Source organism: Candidatus Effluviviaceae Genus I sp. (assembly GCA_016867725.1).
Taxonomy (GTDB): domain Bacteria; phylum Joyebacterota; class Joyebacteria; order Joyebacterales; family Joyebacteraceae; genus VGIX01.
This window is the reverse complement of sequence record VGIX01000019.1, coordinates 1-16,014: the sequence shown is the minus strand read 5'-3', so window position 1 is coordinate 16,014 and position 16,014 is coordinate 1. Positions and strand designations below refer to the sequence as shown.

Sequence of the window (16,014 nt, the reverse complement as noted above, 5' to 3'; positions counted from 1 at the left end):
CCGCCACTTCCCGGGGAATCAGCCTCGCTCCATCTCTTCCAGGATCTCGCGATCCTCCTCCGTCAGCCGCGCGCTCCCGAGAAGGTCCGGTCTCCGCTCGAGCGTCGCCTTCAGGGCCTGCTCGCGCCGCCAGCGCCTGATCCGCGCGTGGTTCCCTGAGACAAGGGCCTCCGGGACCTTAAGCCCGCGATACTCCTCCGGCCGGGTGTACGTCGGCGGACCGAGGATGCCCTCGTAGAAGGAGTCCGTCTCCGCCGATTCCATGTCGCCGAGGACGCCGGGGATGAGCCTCGCCACGGCGTCGATGACGATCATCGCGGGGAGCTCGCCGCCGGTCAGGACGTAGTCCCCGATCGAAACCTCATGCGTCGCGAGGCCCGCGACGCGCTCGTCCACGCCCTTGTACCGCCCGCAGATGAGCACGAGCCTCGGAAACAGGGAGAGGTCGCGCGCCATCGCCTGATCGAACAACCGCCCGCGCGCCGACAGCAGGACGACGGCCGGCCTCTCCTCCCCCGCCGCCCCCGCCAGAACCGACTCGACGGCCTCGAAGATCGGCTCCGGTTTCATCACCATCCCGCTGCCGCCTCCGTACTGGTAGTCGTCGGCGGTGCGGTGCTTGTCCTTCGCGAAATCTCGGATGTCCGTCAGCCCGACGGTGAGGAGCCCCCGCTCCTGCGCCTGCTTGAGGATGCTCTCGCTCAAGGGGCCGACGAACATCTCGGGGAACAGCGTGAGAACGTCGATCCTCACGGCGCCCCCCCCTATCTCAGGCCCTCGATCAGCCTCACGACCATCCTGCCGGCGCGCACGTCCACGTCCCTGATGACGTCGTCGATCGCCGGAAGGAGCAGCTCGCCTCCCTCTCCGCGCACGACGTAGACGTCGTTGGCCGGCATGTGCATGACCTCCGTCAGCCGTCCGAGGAGCTCGCCCTCTTCGGTGAGAACCTCAACGCCGAGGAGGTCCTGCACGAACCAGCGCTTGCCCTCGGGGGGGACGATGCTGTCCCTGCTGAGCCACACCGTGCAGGCCCGAAGGCCCTCAGCTCTCTCGCAGGTGTCCACGCCCGACAGCTCGAGGATGACGCGGTCCTGGTGTCTGCGGGCCCGCCGCACCTCGTGGCGGCGCTCCGCGCCCTCGCCGTCGGTCAGTCTCACTTCGAGACCCTGCGCGAACACGTCGACGAGGTCCTGCAGCACGTCGGCGATCACCTCGCCGCGGACGCCGTGCGCCCGGACGATCACGCCGGCCTCGATCCAGTCGTCGAGATTCCTCATGGCTGCGTCCGCTGCCGGACGGGCCGGCCCTCTCAGGGTCAATCGATGATCTCGACCGTCGCCTTCTTCTCGGCCTTGGTCGCGGCGGCCCCTATGATCGCGCGGAGGGCCTTCGCCGTCCTGCCGTTCTTCCCGATGACGCGTCCCTTGTCCTCGTCGGCGACGTGAACCTCGTACACGATCATGTCGCCTTTCATGGACTGCGTGATGCGGACGTCGTCCGGCCTGGTCACGAGGCTGCGGGAGATGTACTCGACCAACGGCTGGAGCGTGAAGTCTCCGTGCCCGCCGGTCCTGATCTCATCGCCGTTCATGGTCCCGACCTTTCTGGGGGACTAGGTTGTCCTTCCGCGCGTCCTCCACGCCGGCCCCCCGGCCCGCTCCGGACCGCGCGCTACTCGCCCGCCGGCTCGGCCGGAGTCTCCGGCTCGGCCTCGGCCGCCGCCGGCTCCTCCTGGACCGCCGCGGTGGTCTTCCTCTCCCTGGCCGCCTGCCGCCTGCCGTGCTGCGCCGAGGCCGTCATCTGCATCTTCTGACGGGCCTCGTCCTCGATGTGCGCGAGCTCGTCGAGCGACTTCCCCTTCCTCATCTCGTGCCAGGTCTGCATGATCCCGACGCGGGAGAGCAAAGACCGCACGGTCCCCGACGGCTGCGCGCCCTTGCGCAGCCAGTCGATGACCCTCGCCGTATCGACCTTGATGTCCGCGGGGTTCTTCCGCGGGTCGTAGTAGCCGAGCTGGTCTACGAAGCGCCCGTCACGGGGCGACCGCGAATCCGCCACCACGATGCGGAAGAACGACACGTTCGTCGTTCCCTTCCGCTGCAACCGGATCTTCACCGACACCTCGTACCCTCCTCGCTCTCTGCGCGCGCAGCGCACCGCCGGGCCGCCGCGGAGCTCCCTCAGCGCCCGAACGGCGCCAGCGGGAACGCCCCGTGCCTTCCGAGCTTCCCGAACCGCTTCATCATCTGCTTCATGGCGTCGAACTCGCGCAGCACGCGGTTCACGTCCTGCACGGTCGTGCCGCTCCCGCGCGCGATCCTCTTCCTGCGGCTCCCGTCGATGACCCTCGGGTCCCGCCTCTCACGGGGCGTCATGGAATCGAGGATTGCCCCGGTCCTCGTCACGGCCCTCTCGTCCACCGACGCCGCGGCGCCCGGTCGGAGCCCCGGAACCATCGCCAGGACCTGATCGAGCGGGCCCATCTTCCTGAGGGCCCCAAGCTGGTCCCTGAAGTCCTCGAGTGTGAATGCCTGCTTCCTGAGCTTCTCCTCGAGCTTCGCCGCCTGCTCGGCGTCGGTCGCCTCCTGCGCCCGCTCGACGAGCGTGACGACGTCGCCCATCCCGAGGATCCGGGAGGCCATCCGCTCGGGATGGAAGGTCTCGAGCGCGTCCAGCTTCTCGCCGACGCCGACGAACCTGATCGGCTTCCCCGTGACGGCCGCGAGCGACACCGCGGCGCCCCCGCGCGTGTCGCCGTCGAGCTTCGTGAGGACGGCGCCCGTGAAGTCGAGTCTCCGCGAGAACTCCGACGCGACGTTCACGGCGTCCTGACCCGTCATGCTGTCCAGAACGAGCAGGATCTCGTGCGGCTTCGTCGCGGCGCTGATCCGCTCGAGCTCGTCCATCATCGCCTCGTCGACGTGCAGCCGACCGGCCGTGTCGAGCACGACGACGTCGTGCCCCGCGCGCCGCGCCTCGTCGAGCGCGCCCGTCGCGATGGCCACCGGGTCGTCGCCCGCACGGCCCACGTGCACCGGGAGGCCGAGCCCGCGCCCAAGCTGCACGAGCTGGTCCTGCGCCGCCGGGCGGTACGTGTCCGCGGCCGCCAGGATCGGCCTCTTCCCCCGCGCCCGAAGATACTGCGCGAGCTTCGCGCAGAAGGTCGTCTTGCCCGATCCCTGAAGCCCGACGACCATCGTGAGCGCGGGCGACGACGAGGCAAACCGGTAGGGCATCGCCGTCCCACCGAGAAGCGCGACGAGTTCCGAGTGGACGATCCTGATGACCTGCTGCCCCGGCGTGACGCTCCGGAGCACTTCCTGGCCGACCGCGCGGGACCGCACGCCGTCGATGAACGAGCGGGCGACCTTGAAGTGGACGTCCGCCTCGAGCAGCGCGCGGCGCACCTCGCGGAGCGCCTCGTCGATGTTGGCCTCGGTGAGCTTCCCCTTCCCCGTGAGCAGGGAGAAGGCGCTCTGGAGCCTCGCTGAGAGCTGGTCGAACATCCCTCTACCTCACGGGCCCGCGCTCGACGGGCGAACGCCGCCGACACCCCCGCCGCGGCGCACAACGCCGCGCGGGGCGCCTGGGCGGCACCCGCCATAGACACAGCCGTTGGAATATACCAGACGACCCCGATACCGGCAAGGGAAAAGACGGCTGGACCGCTGCCGGGCAGGGCTACGCGAGGGCGCTCTCGGCGGCCTGCCTGATGGCCTTGAGCTCCTGCCCGGGGGCATCCGCCCGGAAGATGGCCGACGCGGCGACGAGGATGTCCGCCCCGCTTGCGGCGGCCACGGGCGCCGTCGAGCGGTTGATGCCGCCGTCCACCTGGATGAGGAACTCCAGCGACTGGCGCCGCTTCCACTCGGCGATCTGCTTGACCTTCGACATGACGCCGGCCATGAAGCCCTGCCCCGCGAACCCGGGGTTCACGGTCATCACGACGACGAGGTCCAGCATCTCGAGGTACGGCTCGATCGACTCGGCGGGATTCTGCGGGTTGAGCGCCAGGCCGGGCTTGCCCCGCGCGCGGCGGATGTGCTCGATCACGCGCCGCGGCTCGGCGGCCGCCTCGCGATGGAAGGCGACGTACGTCGCGCCCGCCGACACGAACGCGGGGGCGTACTTCTCCGGATCCGTGATCATCAGGTGGACGTCGATGGGAAGGTCGGTCACGCGCCGCACCGCCTGCACGATGAACGGCCCCATGGTGAGGTTCGGAACGAAGTGCCCGTCCATGACGTCGATGTGGATCATGTCCGCGCCCGCTTCGGCGACGCGGGCGATCTCATCGCCCAGTCGCGTGAAGTCCGCCGCCAGGATCGACGGCGAGATGCGGATCCTCCGGTCGCTCATGTGTCCTTCCGCTCCTCTCTGAACCGGAACCCCACGAGCGCGCTCACTCGCGACCCACTCGCAGGACGACGTCGTCCCCTTCCCCGACCCTCGCCCCGGGCGGCGGGTTCTGCAGGATCACGGTCTCCCGGAGCCCGGCGCCACGCCTGCTCTTCCCGTAGCTCACCGTGCGGACCGTGAGGCCCAGGCCTTCAGCGATCTCGGTCGCCTCGACCGGGTCCCGGCCGACGAGAGACGGCATCGCGAACTCGGTGCGCCGCCGCCCGAGGCTCACGAGGACAGTGATCTCCCCGCCCGCGGGCACCGACGTGCCCGGCCCGGGGGCGCTGCCGATCACCCGCCCCCTGTCCACCCGGTCGCTGGTGACCTCGGTCACGCCGCCGAACGCGAGCCCGGCCCGGACGATCTCGAGCTCCGCCTGGCGCACGGGGAGCCCCGAGAGCTGCGGCACGGTCCTGAGATCGAGGCCGCTGCTCACGCTGACCACCATGGTCCGGCCGCGCTTCACGTCCGAGCCCGCGACCATCGACTGCCTGACGATCCTGCCTCCCGGGTACATCGGGTCGGGACGCTCGTCGGCAACGCGGAGGTTCAGCCCCAGCTCAGCCAGGACCCGCTGTCCTTCCGCCAGCGGACGGCCGACCAGGTCCGGGGCCGCCACCAGATCGCCGCGACGGGCGATGATGGGCATGACGAGGTAGTTCGTGATGACCGCCGCGCACACGACGGCGGCGAGGACGGCGCTGGCGGCGACGGCCACGCGCGTGGCGTGGCTCGCGGAGCCCGGGGAGCCGCCGCCGGACGCAGGCCTCTCGCGTGGGGTGCGCGACTGCTTCAATGACCGTCCCCCCCGGCCCTCCCGAACCTGGCCGCGAACGCCCCGTCGATCCCGTGGCGGTGCGGCAGGACCCTCACGAACGGGCCGTCGGCGAACATGGCGGGCACACGCTCCGAGGGCGCCTCGAGCCCGAACTCCGGCCGCTTGGCGAGGAACCGCTCGACGACCTGCTCGTTCTCCTCCGGCTCGAGGCTGCAGGTGCTGTAGACGATGCGCCCGCCCGGGCGGACGATGTCCGCGGCGTGCATGAGGAGCCGCAGCTGGCGGCTCGCCTGGGTCGCGAAGAGCTGCCTTGGGTGCAGGCGCTCAAGGTCCAGAACGTCCTCGCGAGTGCGCTCGCGGGCCGTCAGGTCGAACTTCCAGCGCGAGTCGATCCTGCGTCCGAGCGTGCCCGTTCCGGTGCACGGAGCGTCCACGAGCACGGCGTCGGCCGGCCCGGCGTTCGCCGCCGTGGCTTCTCCGTCCACGATCTCGCAGTTCCCGACCCCGAGCCGCCGGATGTTGGACCGGAGCATCTCGCCCCGCGCCGGGGACACCTCGAACGCCCGGATCCTCCCCTTCCCGCCCATGAGCGCCGCCGTGTACGTCGTCTTGCCTCCGGGCGCGGCGCACGCGTCGACGATCTCCTCGCCCGGCCTCGGATCCAGAAGCCTCACCGCCGCCAGCGTGCTCTCGTCTTGAACCTGGAAGAGCCCGTTCCCGAAGCTCTCGAGCTGCGTGACGTCCCCTCCGCCGGTCAGCTCGAGACACTCGGGGAAGTACCTGCCCGGGGCGGTCTCCCTGCCCTCCGAACGCAACGCGGCGGCGAGCGCCGCCGTGGAGCACGCAAGCCCGTTCCCCCGCGCGACGAGCCGCGGAATCTGATTGTCATACTCGCAGAGAACCATCGTCATGTCGAGGCCGTACCTGGCGATCCACCGCTCGACGAGCACGCGGGGGTGCGAGTGCACGACGCTCACGTGCCCGACCGGGTCGCTCGCGATGTCGGGGAAGTCGGGCCGAAGGCTCGTCAGCACGTTGCGGAGCACGGCGTTCACGAGCCCCGCCGTGCCCGCGTGCCCGTACCGCTTCGCGAGGTTCACGGACTCGCTCACGGCCGCGCGGGGCGGGATCCGGTCGAGGTAGTCGATCTGGTAGAGACCGAGGCGAAGCGCGTTCCGGATCGGGAGAGGAAGCGACCGGAGCCCTCCCTTGACGTACTGGTCGAGGACCCAGTCGATCCGCCCCTTCCACCGGATGACGCCGAAGGTCAGGTTCTGCGCGAGAGCGGTGTCCCGCGCGTCAAGCCCCGCGCTCTCGAGCTCCCGCTCGAGGACGGCGTCGATCGTCCTGTCGCCGGACTCCCACGCGGTGAGCGCGAGAAGCGCCGTTCGGCGCGCGTCCATCACGGTCCGCCTGCCTTGCGGGAGAGGAGGCCGATGGCCCGCCGGATGTTCTCGAGGTCCACGGTCGTGTCGACGCACGGCCCGTGCGGCCGCTCGTTCAGGATGCCGTAGACGGGAAGCGGGTAGCTGTCCTGGATGCCCGCCGTGAGATCCGCCTCGCACGCGACGGCGATGATGGCGGCCGGGCGCACCTCGCCGATGACGCGGCGCGCGAGCGTGCCCCCGGTCGCGACCGCGAGAGCGAGCCTGCGCTCGCGGGCGAGGTCCACGAGACCGGCGATGACGCACTGCCCGCACCGCTCGCAGTTCTCGATGAGCCCGCCGGTGATCCGGTGGGGGCACGAGGCCGCCTGCAGGCAGTGCGGAAGCAGGAGCAGCACGCGGGCGTCGCGGCCCGGGAGCGCGCCACCTGCCACGAGCGCGTTGTTGACGGCGATGAAGGAGCGCTTCACGGCGTCGCGGTCGAGGCCGACGACCGCGGAGAGCATCCGCACCAGGGGGAAGACGATGCGCACGACGGACGACGCGACGCGTTGACCGAAGACGACGCGGCGCCCCGTCACCACGGCGAGCGCGATGAGCCCGAGACCGACCGCCACGATGGCCAGGCCGAGTAGCGCCGTCACCGCGATGACGCCGGGAAGATCGGGGTGGAACTCGGAGAGCCGGGGCGCCGTGAGGTAGAGCGCGAGCGACACGAGCGCGGCGAGGAGGACGAGCCCCCCCACGGACACGAGAACGAAGAGCCTCTTCTCTCCCAGGGACATGCTACGCCTCGGGCGGCGGCGGCCGTACGCCCAGCCTGTCGCCGGCGGCCGGTCTGTAGCCGCGGGCGAACGCTGTCGCCGCCATCGCGCCCTTGCCTTCCGGCTTCACCTCGAGGAGCCACACGGTGCCGTCGGCGGTCGCGACCTCGATCCCCTTCGTCCGGTCCATCGCGACGATCTCCCCGGGGGCGCCGCGACGGCCCGCTGCATCGCCCGGCTCGGCGCGGAGCACCTCGAGCGCCTTCCCCTTGAAGCGGGTGTGCGCACCCGGCCAGGGCGTCATACCCCTGACGTGATCGAAGACCCGCCCGGCGGGCCGATCCCAGACCACCTCGCCGTCCGCCCGCGTGAGCTTGCGCGCGTACGAAACGAGCGCGGGGTCCTGCACAACGCGCGGCGCCCTCCCCGCCTCGATGAGGTCCAGCGTCTCTACCAGAAGATCGCCCCCCATCTCGGCGAGCCTCGCGTAAAGCTCGCCCGCCGTCTCTCTCGGGCCAATGGGCGTGCCGCGCATCAGGATGATCTCGCCGGCGTCCACCTTGCGCGCCATGAACATCGTCGTGACGCCGGTCTCCTTCTCGCCGTTCACGATGGCCCAGTTGATCGGCGCGACCCCTCGGTAGCGCGGAAGGAGCGACGCGTGGACGTTCACCGCGCCCTTCGTCGGCGCGGCCAGGATGCTCTCGCAGAGGATCTGCCCGAAGGCCACGACGACGACCACGTCCGGCGCGAGAGCGCCGAGCCGGGCCGTGAACTCGTCGCAGTTGACGGTCTCGACCTGCGCGACGGGCAGCCCCAGGACCGTCGCTGCTTCCTTGACGGGCGGACAGCACAGGCGCAGACCGCGTCCCGCCGGGCGATCCGGCTGGGTGACCACGAGAGCGACCTCGTGCCCGCGCGCGTGGACCTTGGTGAGGCTGGGGACCGCGAACTGCGGGGTCCCCATGAAGACGATGCGCATGGCCGACACTCGCCGGGGCCGGAGGCCGGGAGCCTCCGCCCTACGTTCTTCTGATCCGCGCCTTCAGGAGCTGCCGCTTGATGGGGTTCAGGTGGTCGAAGAAAAACCTGCCCGTGAGGTGGTCGATCTCGTGCTGGAAGATCCTCGCGAGCGCGCCGGAGACCTCGAGCTTCACCGGCCTGCCGTCGCGGTCGAGCCCCTTCACCACGATGCTCCCCGGTCGCTCGACCTCCGCCGTCACGCCGGGGCAGCTCAGACACCCCTCCTCGATGACATCGCTGCCGGACGCGTGCACAACCTCGGGATTCACGAGCACGACGGCGCCCCGGTAGAGCGCCTCGGTGCCCTCGTGGTCCGGCGGCGGCTCGGCGACGATGACGGCGAGGTCGCGGCCGACCTGCGGGGCCGCAAGTCCGACCGCGGGCGTTTCACCGAGGCGCATCGTCTCGACCATGTCGTCGATGAGGGTTCTCACCTCATCGGTGATCTCGGTCACCGGTCGCGCGCGCTTCGACAAGATCCGATCGCCGTGCTTCGAGACAGGGAGAATCGCCATGGGGCTCCGTCACGACCTCTTGCCGCTGATGGCCGACTTCGCCACCTCGACCTTCACGTTCTCCGCGACCCTGAGAACGACCTTGTCGTCGTGCACGTCCTGGATCTCGCCGTACAGCCCGCCGACGGTCACGACCTTGTCGCCGCGCTGCAGCGAGTCGATCATCTGCTGGCGCTCCTTGCGGCGCTTCGACTCGGGCCGGATCATGAGGAAGTAGAAGATCGCGAAGATGGCGACGAGCATGAACAGCATGCCGGGGCCGCCGCCGGCCGTCTGGCCGGACGGCGCGCCAGTGGTGCCCATTGCGTGGGCCGTCTCAGGGAACAGGAACATGAGAGCCATCATCGGTCCTCCTAGTGGGTGACCTCTTCGTCCACGGGCGGCAGCCCCTCGCGGAAACGCTCGGTCTTGACCTTGTCCATCTCCTCGAGAAGCTCCTTCGCGTCGATGCCGCCGCGTCGCGTCAGCACACGGACGAGGGCCTCAAGGGAGAGCGTGTTCGACAGGGCCAGTTCCTCGAAGCTCACCTCTCTGCGAACACCGTTCTTGACGAGGAAGAGCCCGGACTTGGGCTTCCCTTCGCGCAGCGGGGTCTTCTTGCGTCGGAACACGGCGGCGGCTCCGCGGGGCCCTTGGCTTTCGGGAATCCTAGCAGGACGGGACCCGGCAAGTCAAGGCGGCCGCCGCCCTCGACGGACCGGCCGGCCGTCTCCCCCGTCGCGCGAGGCGCGCGCCTCAAGAAAGCGGGAGCGCCCCGGCCGCAGGACGCTCCCTTCTCGAGGGGGGTGCGCGAGGCGGGACGCGCTCCCGCTCGCGCTCTGAGACGGCGTGCGGCTCCCGCCGCGTGAGATCGGCGACGCGTCGAGCGCTGCGCGTCGCCCTTCGCCGTCCGTGCGCCCCGCGAGTGCGTGCGGGGTCACGAGGTCACGGTACGCCCGGGGGCGGTTTCGCGGCAAGAGAAATCTGAGGAAGCCCGCCTCAGTACGTCCATGACACACTTAGGAACATGGGAGCGAGCATGGCAGGCGCGAGGGAGCGGCGGGCGGCCCGCGGGAGCAGCGGCCGGCCCGGCGTCTCCCCGCCCCTCACAGGCGCCCCTCGGCCACGATGTCCCATGCGATGGAGTACAGCGCCAGGATCTCGGCAGCCGCCCTTGCCAGGCTGTGCACGCCGCCGTCCGGCTCGACGATGAGGTCCACGTGCCGGAAGGAGCCCAGGAGCTCGAGCCTCGTGCGGGTGCCCGCCGGCGCCTCCTCGGCGAGCGCCAGGCTCTCGGTGTACGGGATCATGTTGTCGTCTCGACCGTGGACGAGGATGAGCCGCGCCTTCACGCTCGCCATCGAGCCCTTCGGGGAGAGCCGCGCAAGGTACTCGCTTGCGCGCTCCGGGAGCTCATCGAGAAGCGCGACGGCGGCATCGGGGTCCGTCGCCGTGATGATGTCGAACACCCGGCGGCCCTCCGCGCCCAGACGACCGACGAGCGAGAACACGTCCGCGTCCGGGTCCGCGAGCTTCGCGAGAGCGATGCGTTCGAGCGTCTCCCGGTCCGACGGGCTCTCGACGACATCGTCGACGTTCAGCAGGAACACCCACCGCCCGAAGTTCTCCGGCTCGAGCCGCGCCCACTGGCCGTCTACGCGGTAGTGGCCCGTGGTCATGAAGACGATGACGTTCCTGAGATCGTGGTACGCGCCGAGGAGGAAGCAGAACCTGACGCCGTCGGCGATCGCCGGGTCGGCGGCGGCCAGGAGCGCGAGTGCCCCGGAGTAGCTTGCCCCGAACATCGCGACGCGGTCCGTGCGGACCCCCGGGGCGCTCCTCAGGTGCTCGAACGCCGAGACGATCGTCCCGACGTCGTCGAGGCTCACGCGGAAGCGCCTGAGACCCTCAAGATCGGGCACGAGCACGACGTACCCGGCGCGGGCGAGCGCGTCGGCGAAGCGCGTGAGACGCTCGTCGCTCCGCCCGGCGTCGGCCATGCCGTGGACGAGCAGGATGCCCGGGTGCGGCCCCCGGCCCGGCGGACGGTAGAGGTCGGCGACGACGACGGCGTGGCCGACCTCAAGCTCGATCACCTGGACGAGCGGCTCCGCGCGAAGCCGCGCGGGCGACGAGGCCTCGAACGGCCTCGCCGTCTCGTAGAGCAGGCGTGCGGCGAGCCAGCCGACACGGATGCGCGGCCCGAGCGCGGCCAGGACGACCGCGGCGGCCACGAGCGCGATGGCCCATGTCCGCCTCACGGCCCCCACCTCCTCGGATGCCCGAAGCGCCGCACGTCAGGGCTCGACGAAGACGGCCGCGGTCCTCGCCGGCACGGTGAACTGCCCGCGCCCGCGGTCGAACGACGCCGTCCTCACGACGGGATCTCCCGACGCCGCGAGCACCGGATGTAACGCGAACCCGCCCTTCTTCCACTCCGGCGCGCCGAAGGTGACGGCCGCCTTCGACGCGTTGAAGAGAACGACGATGCGGCTCGCGCTCGGATCGAGGTCCGGAAGCCCGGCGCCGGCGTCGAGAAGCTCCATCACGACGAGGCCCGGGACCTGGTCTGGCCCGTTGTTGTGGAACCGCAGGCGCGCCTGCACGTCCGTCGCCGCGCGAAGGCGGAAGAGCGGGCTGCTCTTCCGGACGCGCAGCATCTCGCGGAAGTGCTCGGCGGCCCGAACGATCTCCGCCTTCCCGGGCCGGATGTCGGCGCGCGCCAGGACCGGTCGCATGAGGTCCCAGCGGTCCCGGTTCTTCTCCGCGCTCGGGAGCCCGACGCCGAAGTTGTTCGACTCGTACGTGAAGTCCAGGCGGTTGAACCAGTCGCCGGCGTTGTAGCTGTCGGTCTCGAGCGACTTCGACCGCAGCATGTCCACGCCGGCGTGGAAGAACGGCACCCCCTGCCCCAGCGCGACGAGGCTCATGCCGAGGCACTGCATGCGCACGCGGTCATCGAGCGTCGCCGATGCGGCCGCCGCGAACGCGATCTTGTCGAACAGCGTCTCGTTGTCGTGCGCCGAGCAGTAGTTGATGGACTCCCTCGGCTCCGCCGTGTACCCGCCGTTGTCGCCGTCCCCGCCGCGCGCCGTCCGGCCGCTCCGGTCGGTGAACGCGTAGTTGCGCAGCCCGCCCGCGAGCCCGACCTTGAGCCGGTCGGTGATCCGCAGCAGCGTCTGACGGTCCTGCTCGCCGCCGCGATTGAGGCCGTTGGGATCGTAGAAGAGGCCCGTGGCGAACCCCTGCTCGCGCCGGTCGCTGAACGCGCTTCCCCCGCGGATGGCGTCGCGGATGCGGTCGTTGAACGCGCCGATGCCCGTGCCCGCCACGTTGACCTGCGTTGCGTTGACGCCGCGCTTCCCGCCCTGCACCTCGCCGAAGTCCCACCCCTCGCCGTAGACGTACACGCTCCGCCCGTCCACGCCGTGCTCTTCGAGCGTGAGCGCATCGAGCGCCTCGCGCACGGCGAGCATGTTGCGCTTCATGTGGTGGCCCATGAGGTCGAACCGGAACCCGTCCACCTTGTAGTTCCGCGCCCAGTGCACGACGTCGTCCACCATGAGGCGCTCCATCATCCGGTGCTCGGTGGCCGTGTTCTGGCAGCAGGTGCTCGTCTCGACGAACCCGTCCGCGTTCAGGCGGTGGTAGTAGCCCGGCACGATCTTGTCGAGCACGGACCCGCGATCGAGGCCGCTTGCGTGCGTGTGGTTGTACACGACGTCCATGACGACGCGAAGCCCCATGTCCGAGAGCGCCTTGACCATCTGACGGAACTCGAGGACGCGGTGCGCGCCGTCGGGGTCCCGCGCGTAGCTCCCCTCGGGCACGCCGAAGTGGAACGGGTCGTAGCCCCAGTTGTAGGCGTCGAAGTCCCGCACGCGCGCGACGGCCGCCTGCTGCTCCTCGGAGTCGGGGCCGAACCGCGAGAGGTCGCCGGGGCCCTGCCACGTGGAGCGGTCCTCGTTGATGGTCGCGATGTCGAACACCGGGAGCAGGTGGACGTGCGTGAGGCCGGCGCCCGCGAGTTCGCGCAGATGCCGCGTGCCGTGCGAGTCGAGCGTGAACGCCTCGTACGTCCCGCGGAACTCCTCGCGCACCATCGGGTCGCTCGCGCTGAAGTCGCGCACGTGGAGCTCGTAGATGACGATGTCCTCCGGCGCGTCGAGTCGCGGCTTCACGAGCGAGTCCCACCGCTCGGGCTTGAGCGGCTCGACGTCGAGGTCCACGATCTGGCTCCGCTCGCTGTTCGTCGAGAGGCTGCGCGAGTACGGGTCGGTGACCATGTTGACCTCGACGCGCCCCGTCGCAGGGAAGTACACGGTCACCTCGTAGAGGTAGAACTTGCCCTTCCACTCGGGAGCGCCCTTCGCGCTCCACACGCCCGCCTCCTCGGTCATCGGCACGATCTCGCCGGCGGCCTTCGCGCGCGACCAGTCGAAGAGGTGGAGCTTCACGCTCTTCGCCGTGGGCGCCCAGACCGAGAGGATCGGCGCCTCGTGCTGCCAGCGCACGCCGAGCGGGCCGTCGTACGCGAAGAGGTCGTCGAGCACGCCGGGGATCTGCAACCCGGTCGCGTCGAGGAGTCTGCCGTCGGGCCCGGTCACGGACACCACGACCTGCCCCTTCACAAGCTCGCGCGCTCGGCCGGCGTCGGCGTCGGACAGCCGGAGCGCCTGCGGGCCCATGAGGTGCGGAAACGCGGCCGCCGCCTCGCGCGGGAGTCCTGCCGGATCGGGCGTGAGCGCGAAGCTCTCCCCGCCCGTCACGCCGGTCGTAGTCAGCGCGAGCCCGCCGTCGGGCGCCGCGTGCAGCCGGTAGGTGTTGCCCTCGGTGTGCCTGACCCGCCACGCGACGAGACCGCGCGCCAGCCAGTGCGCGCGCATCCTCGTGAGGTCGCCCAGCGCGAGAAGCGACACGTCAGGCGCGCTCGTGTGCATCTCGTTCCTCCCCGTGATGAGCCAGACCTCGCGCCCCTTCGTCCCGGGCTCGAGGAACATGTCCGGGCCGGGGTCCTTCGCGTCGCCCTTGTGCACGATGAACCCCACGCGCTTCGCTCCCGCGGCGAGCTTCACGTCCCAGTAGAGACCGTAGGGGTCGCGACCGGTCGGCGGAAGCGGGCTCGTCCACTGCGTCGGGCCGACGACGTCCTCCCACGTGTGAAGGCCCCAGCCGCCGTAGTCGCCCTTCACGCGGTGGTAGTGGATGCGCGCGAAGCCGTCGGCGAGCGCGGGCGCGGGCTCGAGCGCGGCGGCCTCGCCGGGTCCGCCCTCGCCCACGATGCGCACGGCGTTCTTGCCGCCGTAGCCGTCGTCCGTGTGGGCGTCGGCGTCGGCGTCGGCCGGGCCTCCGGCGAGGAAGGTCTCCATGTCCTGGGGCCACTGCCCGTTCACGAAGTACTTGTACTGGTACTCGCCGGGCTCGAGGTCCACGGAGACGGACCACGCGCCGTCGGCCTGCTTCGTCATCGGCGTCTCGCCCCAGTTGTTGAAGCTGCCGCGAACCGTCACGGTGGTGACCGCCATCGCCCCCGCGGGGTCGAACCTGAACACGACCTCCTTGGTGACGGCCGCGGTGGCGAGCGCGGCGGCGCACAGCGTCACAAAGAGCCCAAGAGCGCGCATGGGATGCCTCCTCGGTTCACGGATACGTCTGGATGTGCGGTGCCGGGAGTATAGCACACGGACGCCCCGCGGAGGCGTCCGTTGAGGCGGGTGCCTGGGGCATCATCCGGGTGGCACGCGCGGGGCCGTCACTCGACGGTGACCTGCGACTCGCCCTCCGTCACCTCGCCGATGACGTGCGTGGGACAGCCGAGGCGCGTGACGAGCGCGGCGATGTCGTCCACGCATCCCGGGTCCACCGCGAGGACCATCCCGATGCCCATGTTGAACACGCGGTAGGCCTCGCTGTCGGGTAGCTTCCCGATGGCCTGCAGGAGCCGGAAGACGGGCGGCACGCTCCACGAGCCTCTTTCGATACGCGCGCCGCACTCCTCCGGCAGGATGCGGGCGACGTTGTCGTAGAACCCGCCGCCGGTGAGGTGCGCGAGCCCGTGCACGCGAGGGTCGCCGAGGAACGTGTGGAGCAGGGGGAAGTACGGGCGGTGGATCTTGAGAAGCTCCTCCCCCACGGTGCAGCCGAGCTCGGCGACGCGCGTGTCCACGCCGTAGCCCGCCGTCTCGAAGAGGATCTTCCTGGCGAGGGAGTAGCCGTTCGTGTGGAGGCCCGACGACTCGAGGCCGATGAGCGCGTCGCCGGGGGCGACCGGCTCGGCGCACTCCAGCTCCTCGCCCTTCGCCAGGCCGATCATGCAGCCTGCGATGTCGATCTCGCCGGGCGCGTACACGCCGGGCATCTCGGCGGTCTCGCCGGCGATGAGGCTGCAGTTGGCGGCGCGGCACGCCTCGGCCATGCCGCTCACCGCGGCGGCGACCATCTCCGGGTCGATCTTCGAACAGGCGAAGTAGTCGGCGAAGAGGAGCGGGCGCGCGCGCTGGACGAGGAGGTCGTTGACGCAGTGGTTGACGAGGTCCTGCCCGACCGTGTCGTACCGGCCGCACATGACCCCGACCTTCACCTTCGTCCCCACGCCGTCAATGGTGACGGCGAGGATGTCGCCCATGCCCTCGCGGGCGCTCTGCGCGTAGAGCCCTGCGAACGCGCCGTACTGGCCGAGCACGCCCGCGTCCCACGTCGAGCGCACGGCGTCGTGCATGAGCGTGACCGCCTTCTGTCCGGCGTCGATGTCCACGCCCGCGTCGCGGTAGGCGGTCCCTGCGTCGTCGCGCTTGTCCGACAACGGTCTCTCCTTCTTCCGGGGCTACTCCTCCGTCTCTTCCAGTCCGAACCGAGCGATCTTCTTCAGGAGGCCCTGCCTGCTGAGGCCGAGGGCTTCCGACGCGCGGGACTTGTTCCAGTCGCACTCGCTCAAGACCTGCAGAATGACGCGGCGTTCGACGTCCTCGACCATGTCTTTGAGCGAGAGCTGGCTGCCCGGCCTGAGCGGGCGGATGGCGATCTGGACGGAACGGATCCGGTCGGAGAGCGCGCTCGCCCCGATCGGCGCGCCGGGCTTGGCGAGCGCGACGGCGCGCTCGAGCTCGTTCTCCAGCTCGCGCACGTTGCCGGGCCAGTCGTAGTTCACGAGGAGCTCCATCGCGTGG

Annotated in this window: 17 protein-coding genes; all 17 read right to left on the bottom strand. The window is 70.6% G+C overall.

The genetic code is table 11. The features are described 5' to 3' along the window. Positions 1-18: 18 nt before the first annotated feature. Positions 19-753 (bottom strand): tRNA (guanosine(37)-N1)-methyltransferase TrmD, encoded by a 735-nt coding sequence (gene trmD / locus FJY74_05805; GenBank protein MBM3307822.1) that lies wholly within the window; start codon positions 751-753, stop codon positions 19-21. 11 nt (positions 754-764) lie between these two features. Continuing rightward, on the bottom strand, positions 765-1,280 hold the full coding sequence (rimM, locus tag FJY74_05800; protein ID MBM3307821.1) for a 16S rRNA processing protein RimM: 516 nt from the start codon (positions 1,278-1,280) through the stop codon (positions 765-767). 38 nt (positions 1,281-1,318) lie between these two features. Continuing rightward, the gene (locus FJY74_05795; GenBank protein ID MBM3307820.1) at positions 1,319-1,594 is read right to left on the bottom strand and encodes a KH domain-containing protein; all 276 of its coding nucleotides are present in this window, start codon (positions 1,592-1,594) and stop codon (positions 1,319-1,321) included. 80 nt (positions 1,595-1,674) lie between these two features. Then, on the bottom strand, positions 1,675-2,124 hold the full coding sequence (gene rpsP, locus FJY74_05790) for a 30S ribosomal protein S16 (protein MBM3307819.1): 450 nt from the start codon (positions 2,122-2,124) through the stop codon (positions 1,675-1,677). Between the two features lie 59 nt (positions 2,125-2,183). Continuing rightward, entirely contained in the window at positions 2,184-3,509 is a 1,326-nt protein-coding gene (gene ffh / locus FJY74_05785) for a signal recognition particle protein (protein ID MBM3307818.1), read from the bottom strand. A 175-nt stretch (positions 3,510-3,684) separates the two neighbouring features. Beyond that, positions 3,685-4,362, bottom strand: a complete 678-nt coding sequence (rpe, locus tag FJY74_05780) for a ribulose-phosphate 3-epimerase (protein MBM3307817.1) — start codon at positions 4,360-4,362, stop codon at positions 3,685-3,687. A 43-nt stretch (positions 4,363-4,405) separates the two neighbouring features. Then, a complete protein-coding gene (locus FJY74_05775; GenBank protein MBM3307816.1) occupies positions 4,406-5,122 on the bottom strand; it encodes a PASTA domain-containing protein in 717 nt (238 codons plus the stop codon). 74 nt (positions 5,123-5,196) lie between these two features. Next, positions 5,197-6,585, bottom strand: a complete 1,389-nt coding sequence (gene rsmB / locus FJY74_05770; protein ID MBM3307815.1) for a 16S rRNA (cytosine(967)-C(5))-methyltransferase RsmB — start codon at positions 6,583-6,585, stop codon at positions 5,197-5,199. After that, positions 6,585-7,352, bottom strand: coding sequence for a DUF116 domain-containing protein (locus FJY74_05765; protein ID MBM3307814.1), 768 nt, complete (start codon positions 7,350-7,352; stop codon positions 6,585-6,587). The genes rsmB and FJY74_05765 overlap by 1 nt, the downstream gene beginning before the upstream one ends. A gap of 1 nt (position 7,353) precedes the next feature. Then, positions 7,354-8,313 (bottom strand): methionyl-tRNA formyltransferase, encoded by a 960-nt coding sequence (locus FJY74_05760; protein MBM3307813.1) that lies wholly within the window; start codon positions 8,311-8,313, stop codon positions 7,354-7,356. Positions 8,314-8,353: 40 nt separating this feature from the next. Beyond that, entirely contained in the window at positions 8,354-8,869 is a 516-nt protein-coding gene (gene def / locus FJY74_05755; GenBank protein MBM3307812.1) for a peptide deformylase, read from the bottom strand. Positions 8,870-8,878: 9 nt separating this feature from the next. Beyond that, positions 8,879-9,172 (bottom strand): preprotein translocase subunit YajC, encoded by a 294-nt coding sequence (yajC, locus tag FJY74_05750; GenBank protein ID MBM3307811.1) that lies wholly within the window; start codon positions 9,170-9,172, stop codon positions 8,879-8,881. Positions 9,173-9,222: 50 nt separating this feature from the next. Further along, positions 9,223-9,480 (bottom strand): hypothetical protein, encoded by a 258-nt coding sequence (locus FJY74_05745; protein MBM3307810.1) that lies wholly within the window; start codon positions 9,478-9,480, stop codon positions 9,223-9,225. Between the two features lie 474 nt (positions 9,481-9,954). Continuing rightward, entirely contained in the window at positions 9,955-11,109 is a 1,155-nt protein-coding gene (locus tag FJY74_05740; GenBank protein MBM3307809.1) for an alpha/beta fold hydrolase, read from the bottom strand. 36 nt (positions 11,110-11,145) lie between these two features. Then, entirely contained in the window at positions 11,146-14,472 is a 3,327-nt protein-coding gene (pulA, locus tag FJY74_05735) for a pullulanase-type alpha-1,6-glucosidase (GenBank protein MBM3307808.1), read from the bottom strand. A 128-nt stretch (positions 14,473-14,600) separates the two neighbouring features. Further along, positions 14,601-15,650, bottom strand: a complete 1,050-nt coding sequence (locus tag FJY74_05730) for a phosphoribosylformylglycinamidine cyclo-ligase (protein MBM3307807.1) — start codon at positions 15,648-15,650, stop codon at positions 14,601-14,603. Positions 15,651-15,671: 21 nt separating this feature from the next. Continuing rightward, the coding region (locus FJY74_05725) for a hypothetical protein (GenBank protein ID MBM3307806.1) at positions 15,672-16,014 on the bottom strand (343 nt) is incomplete at its 5' end.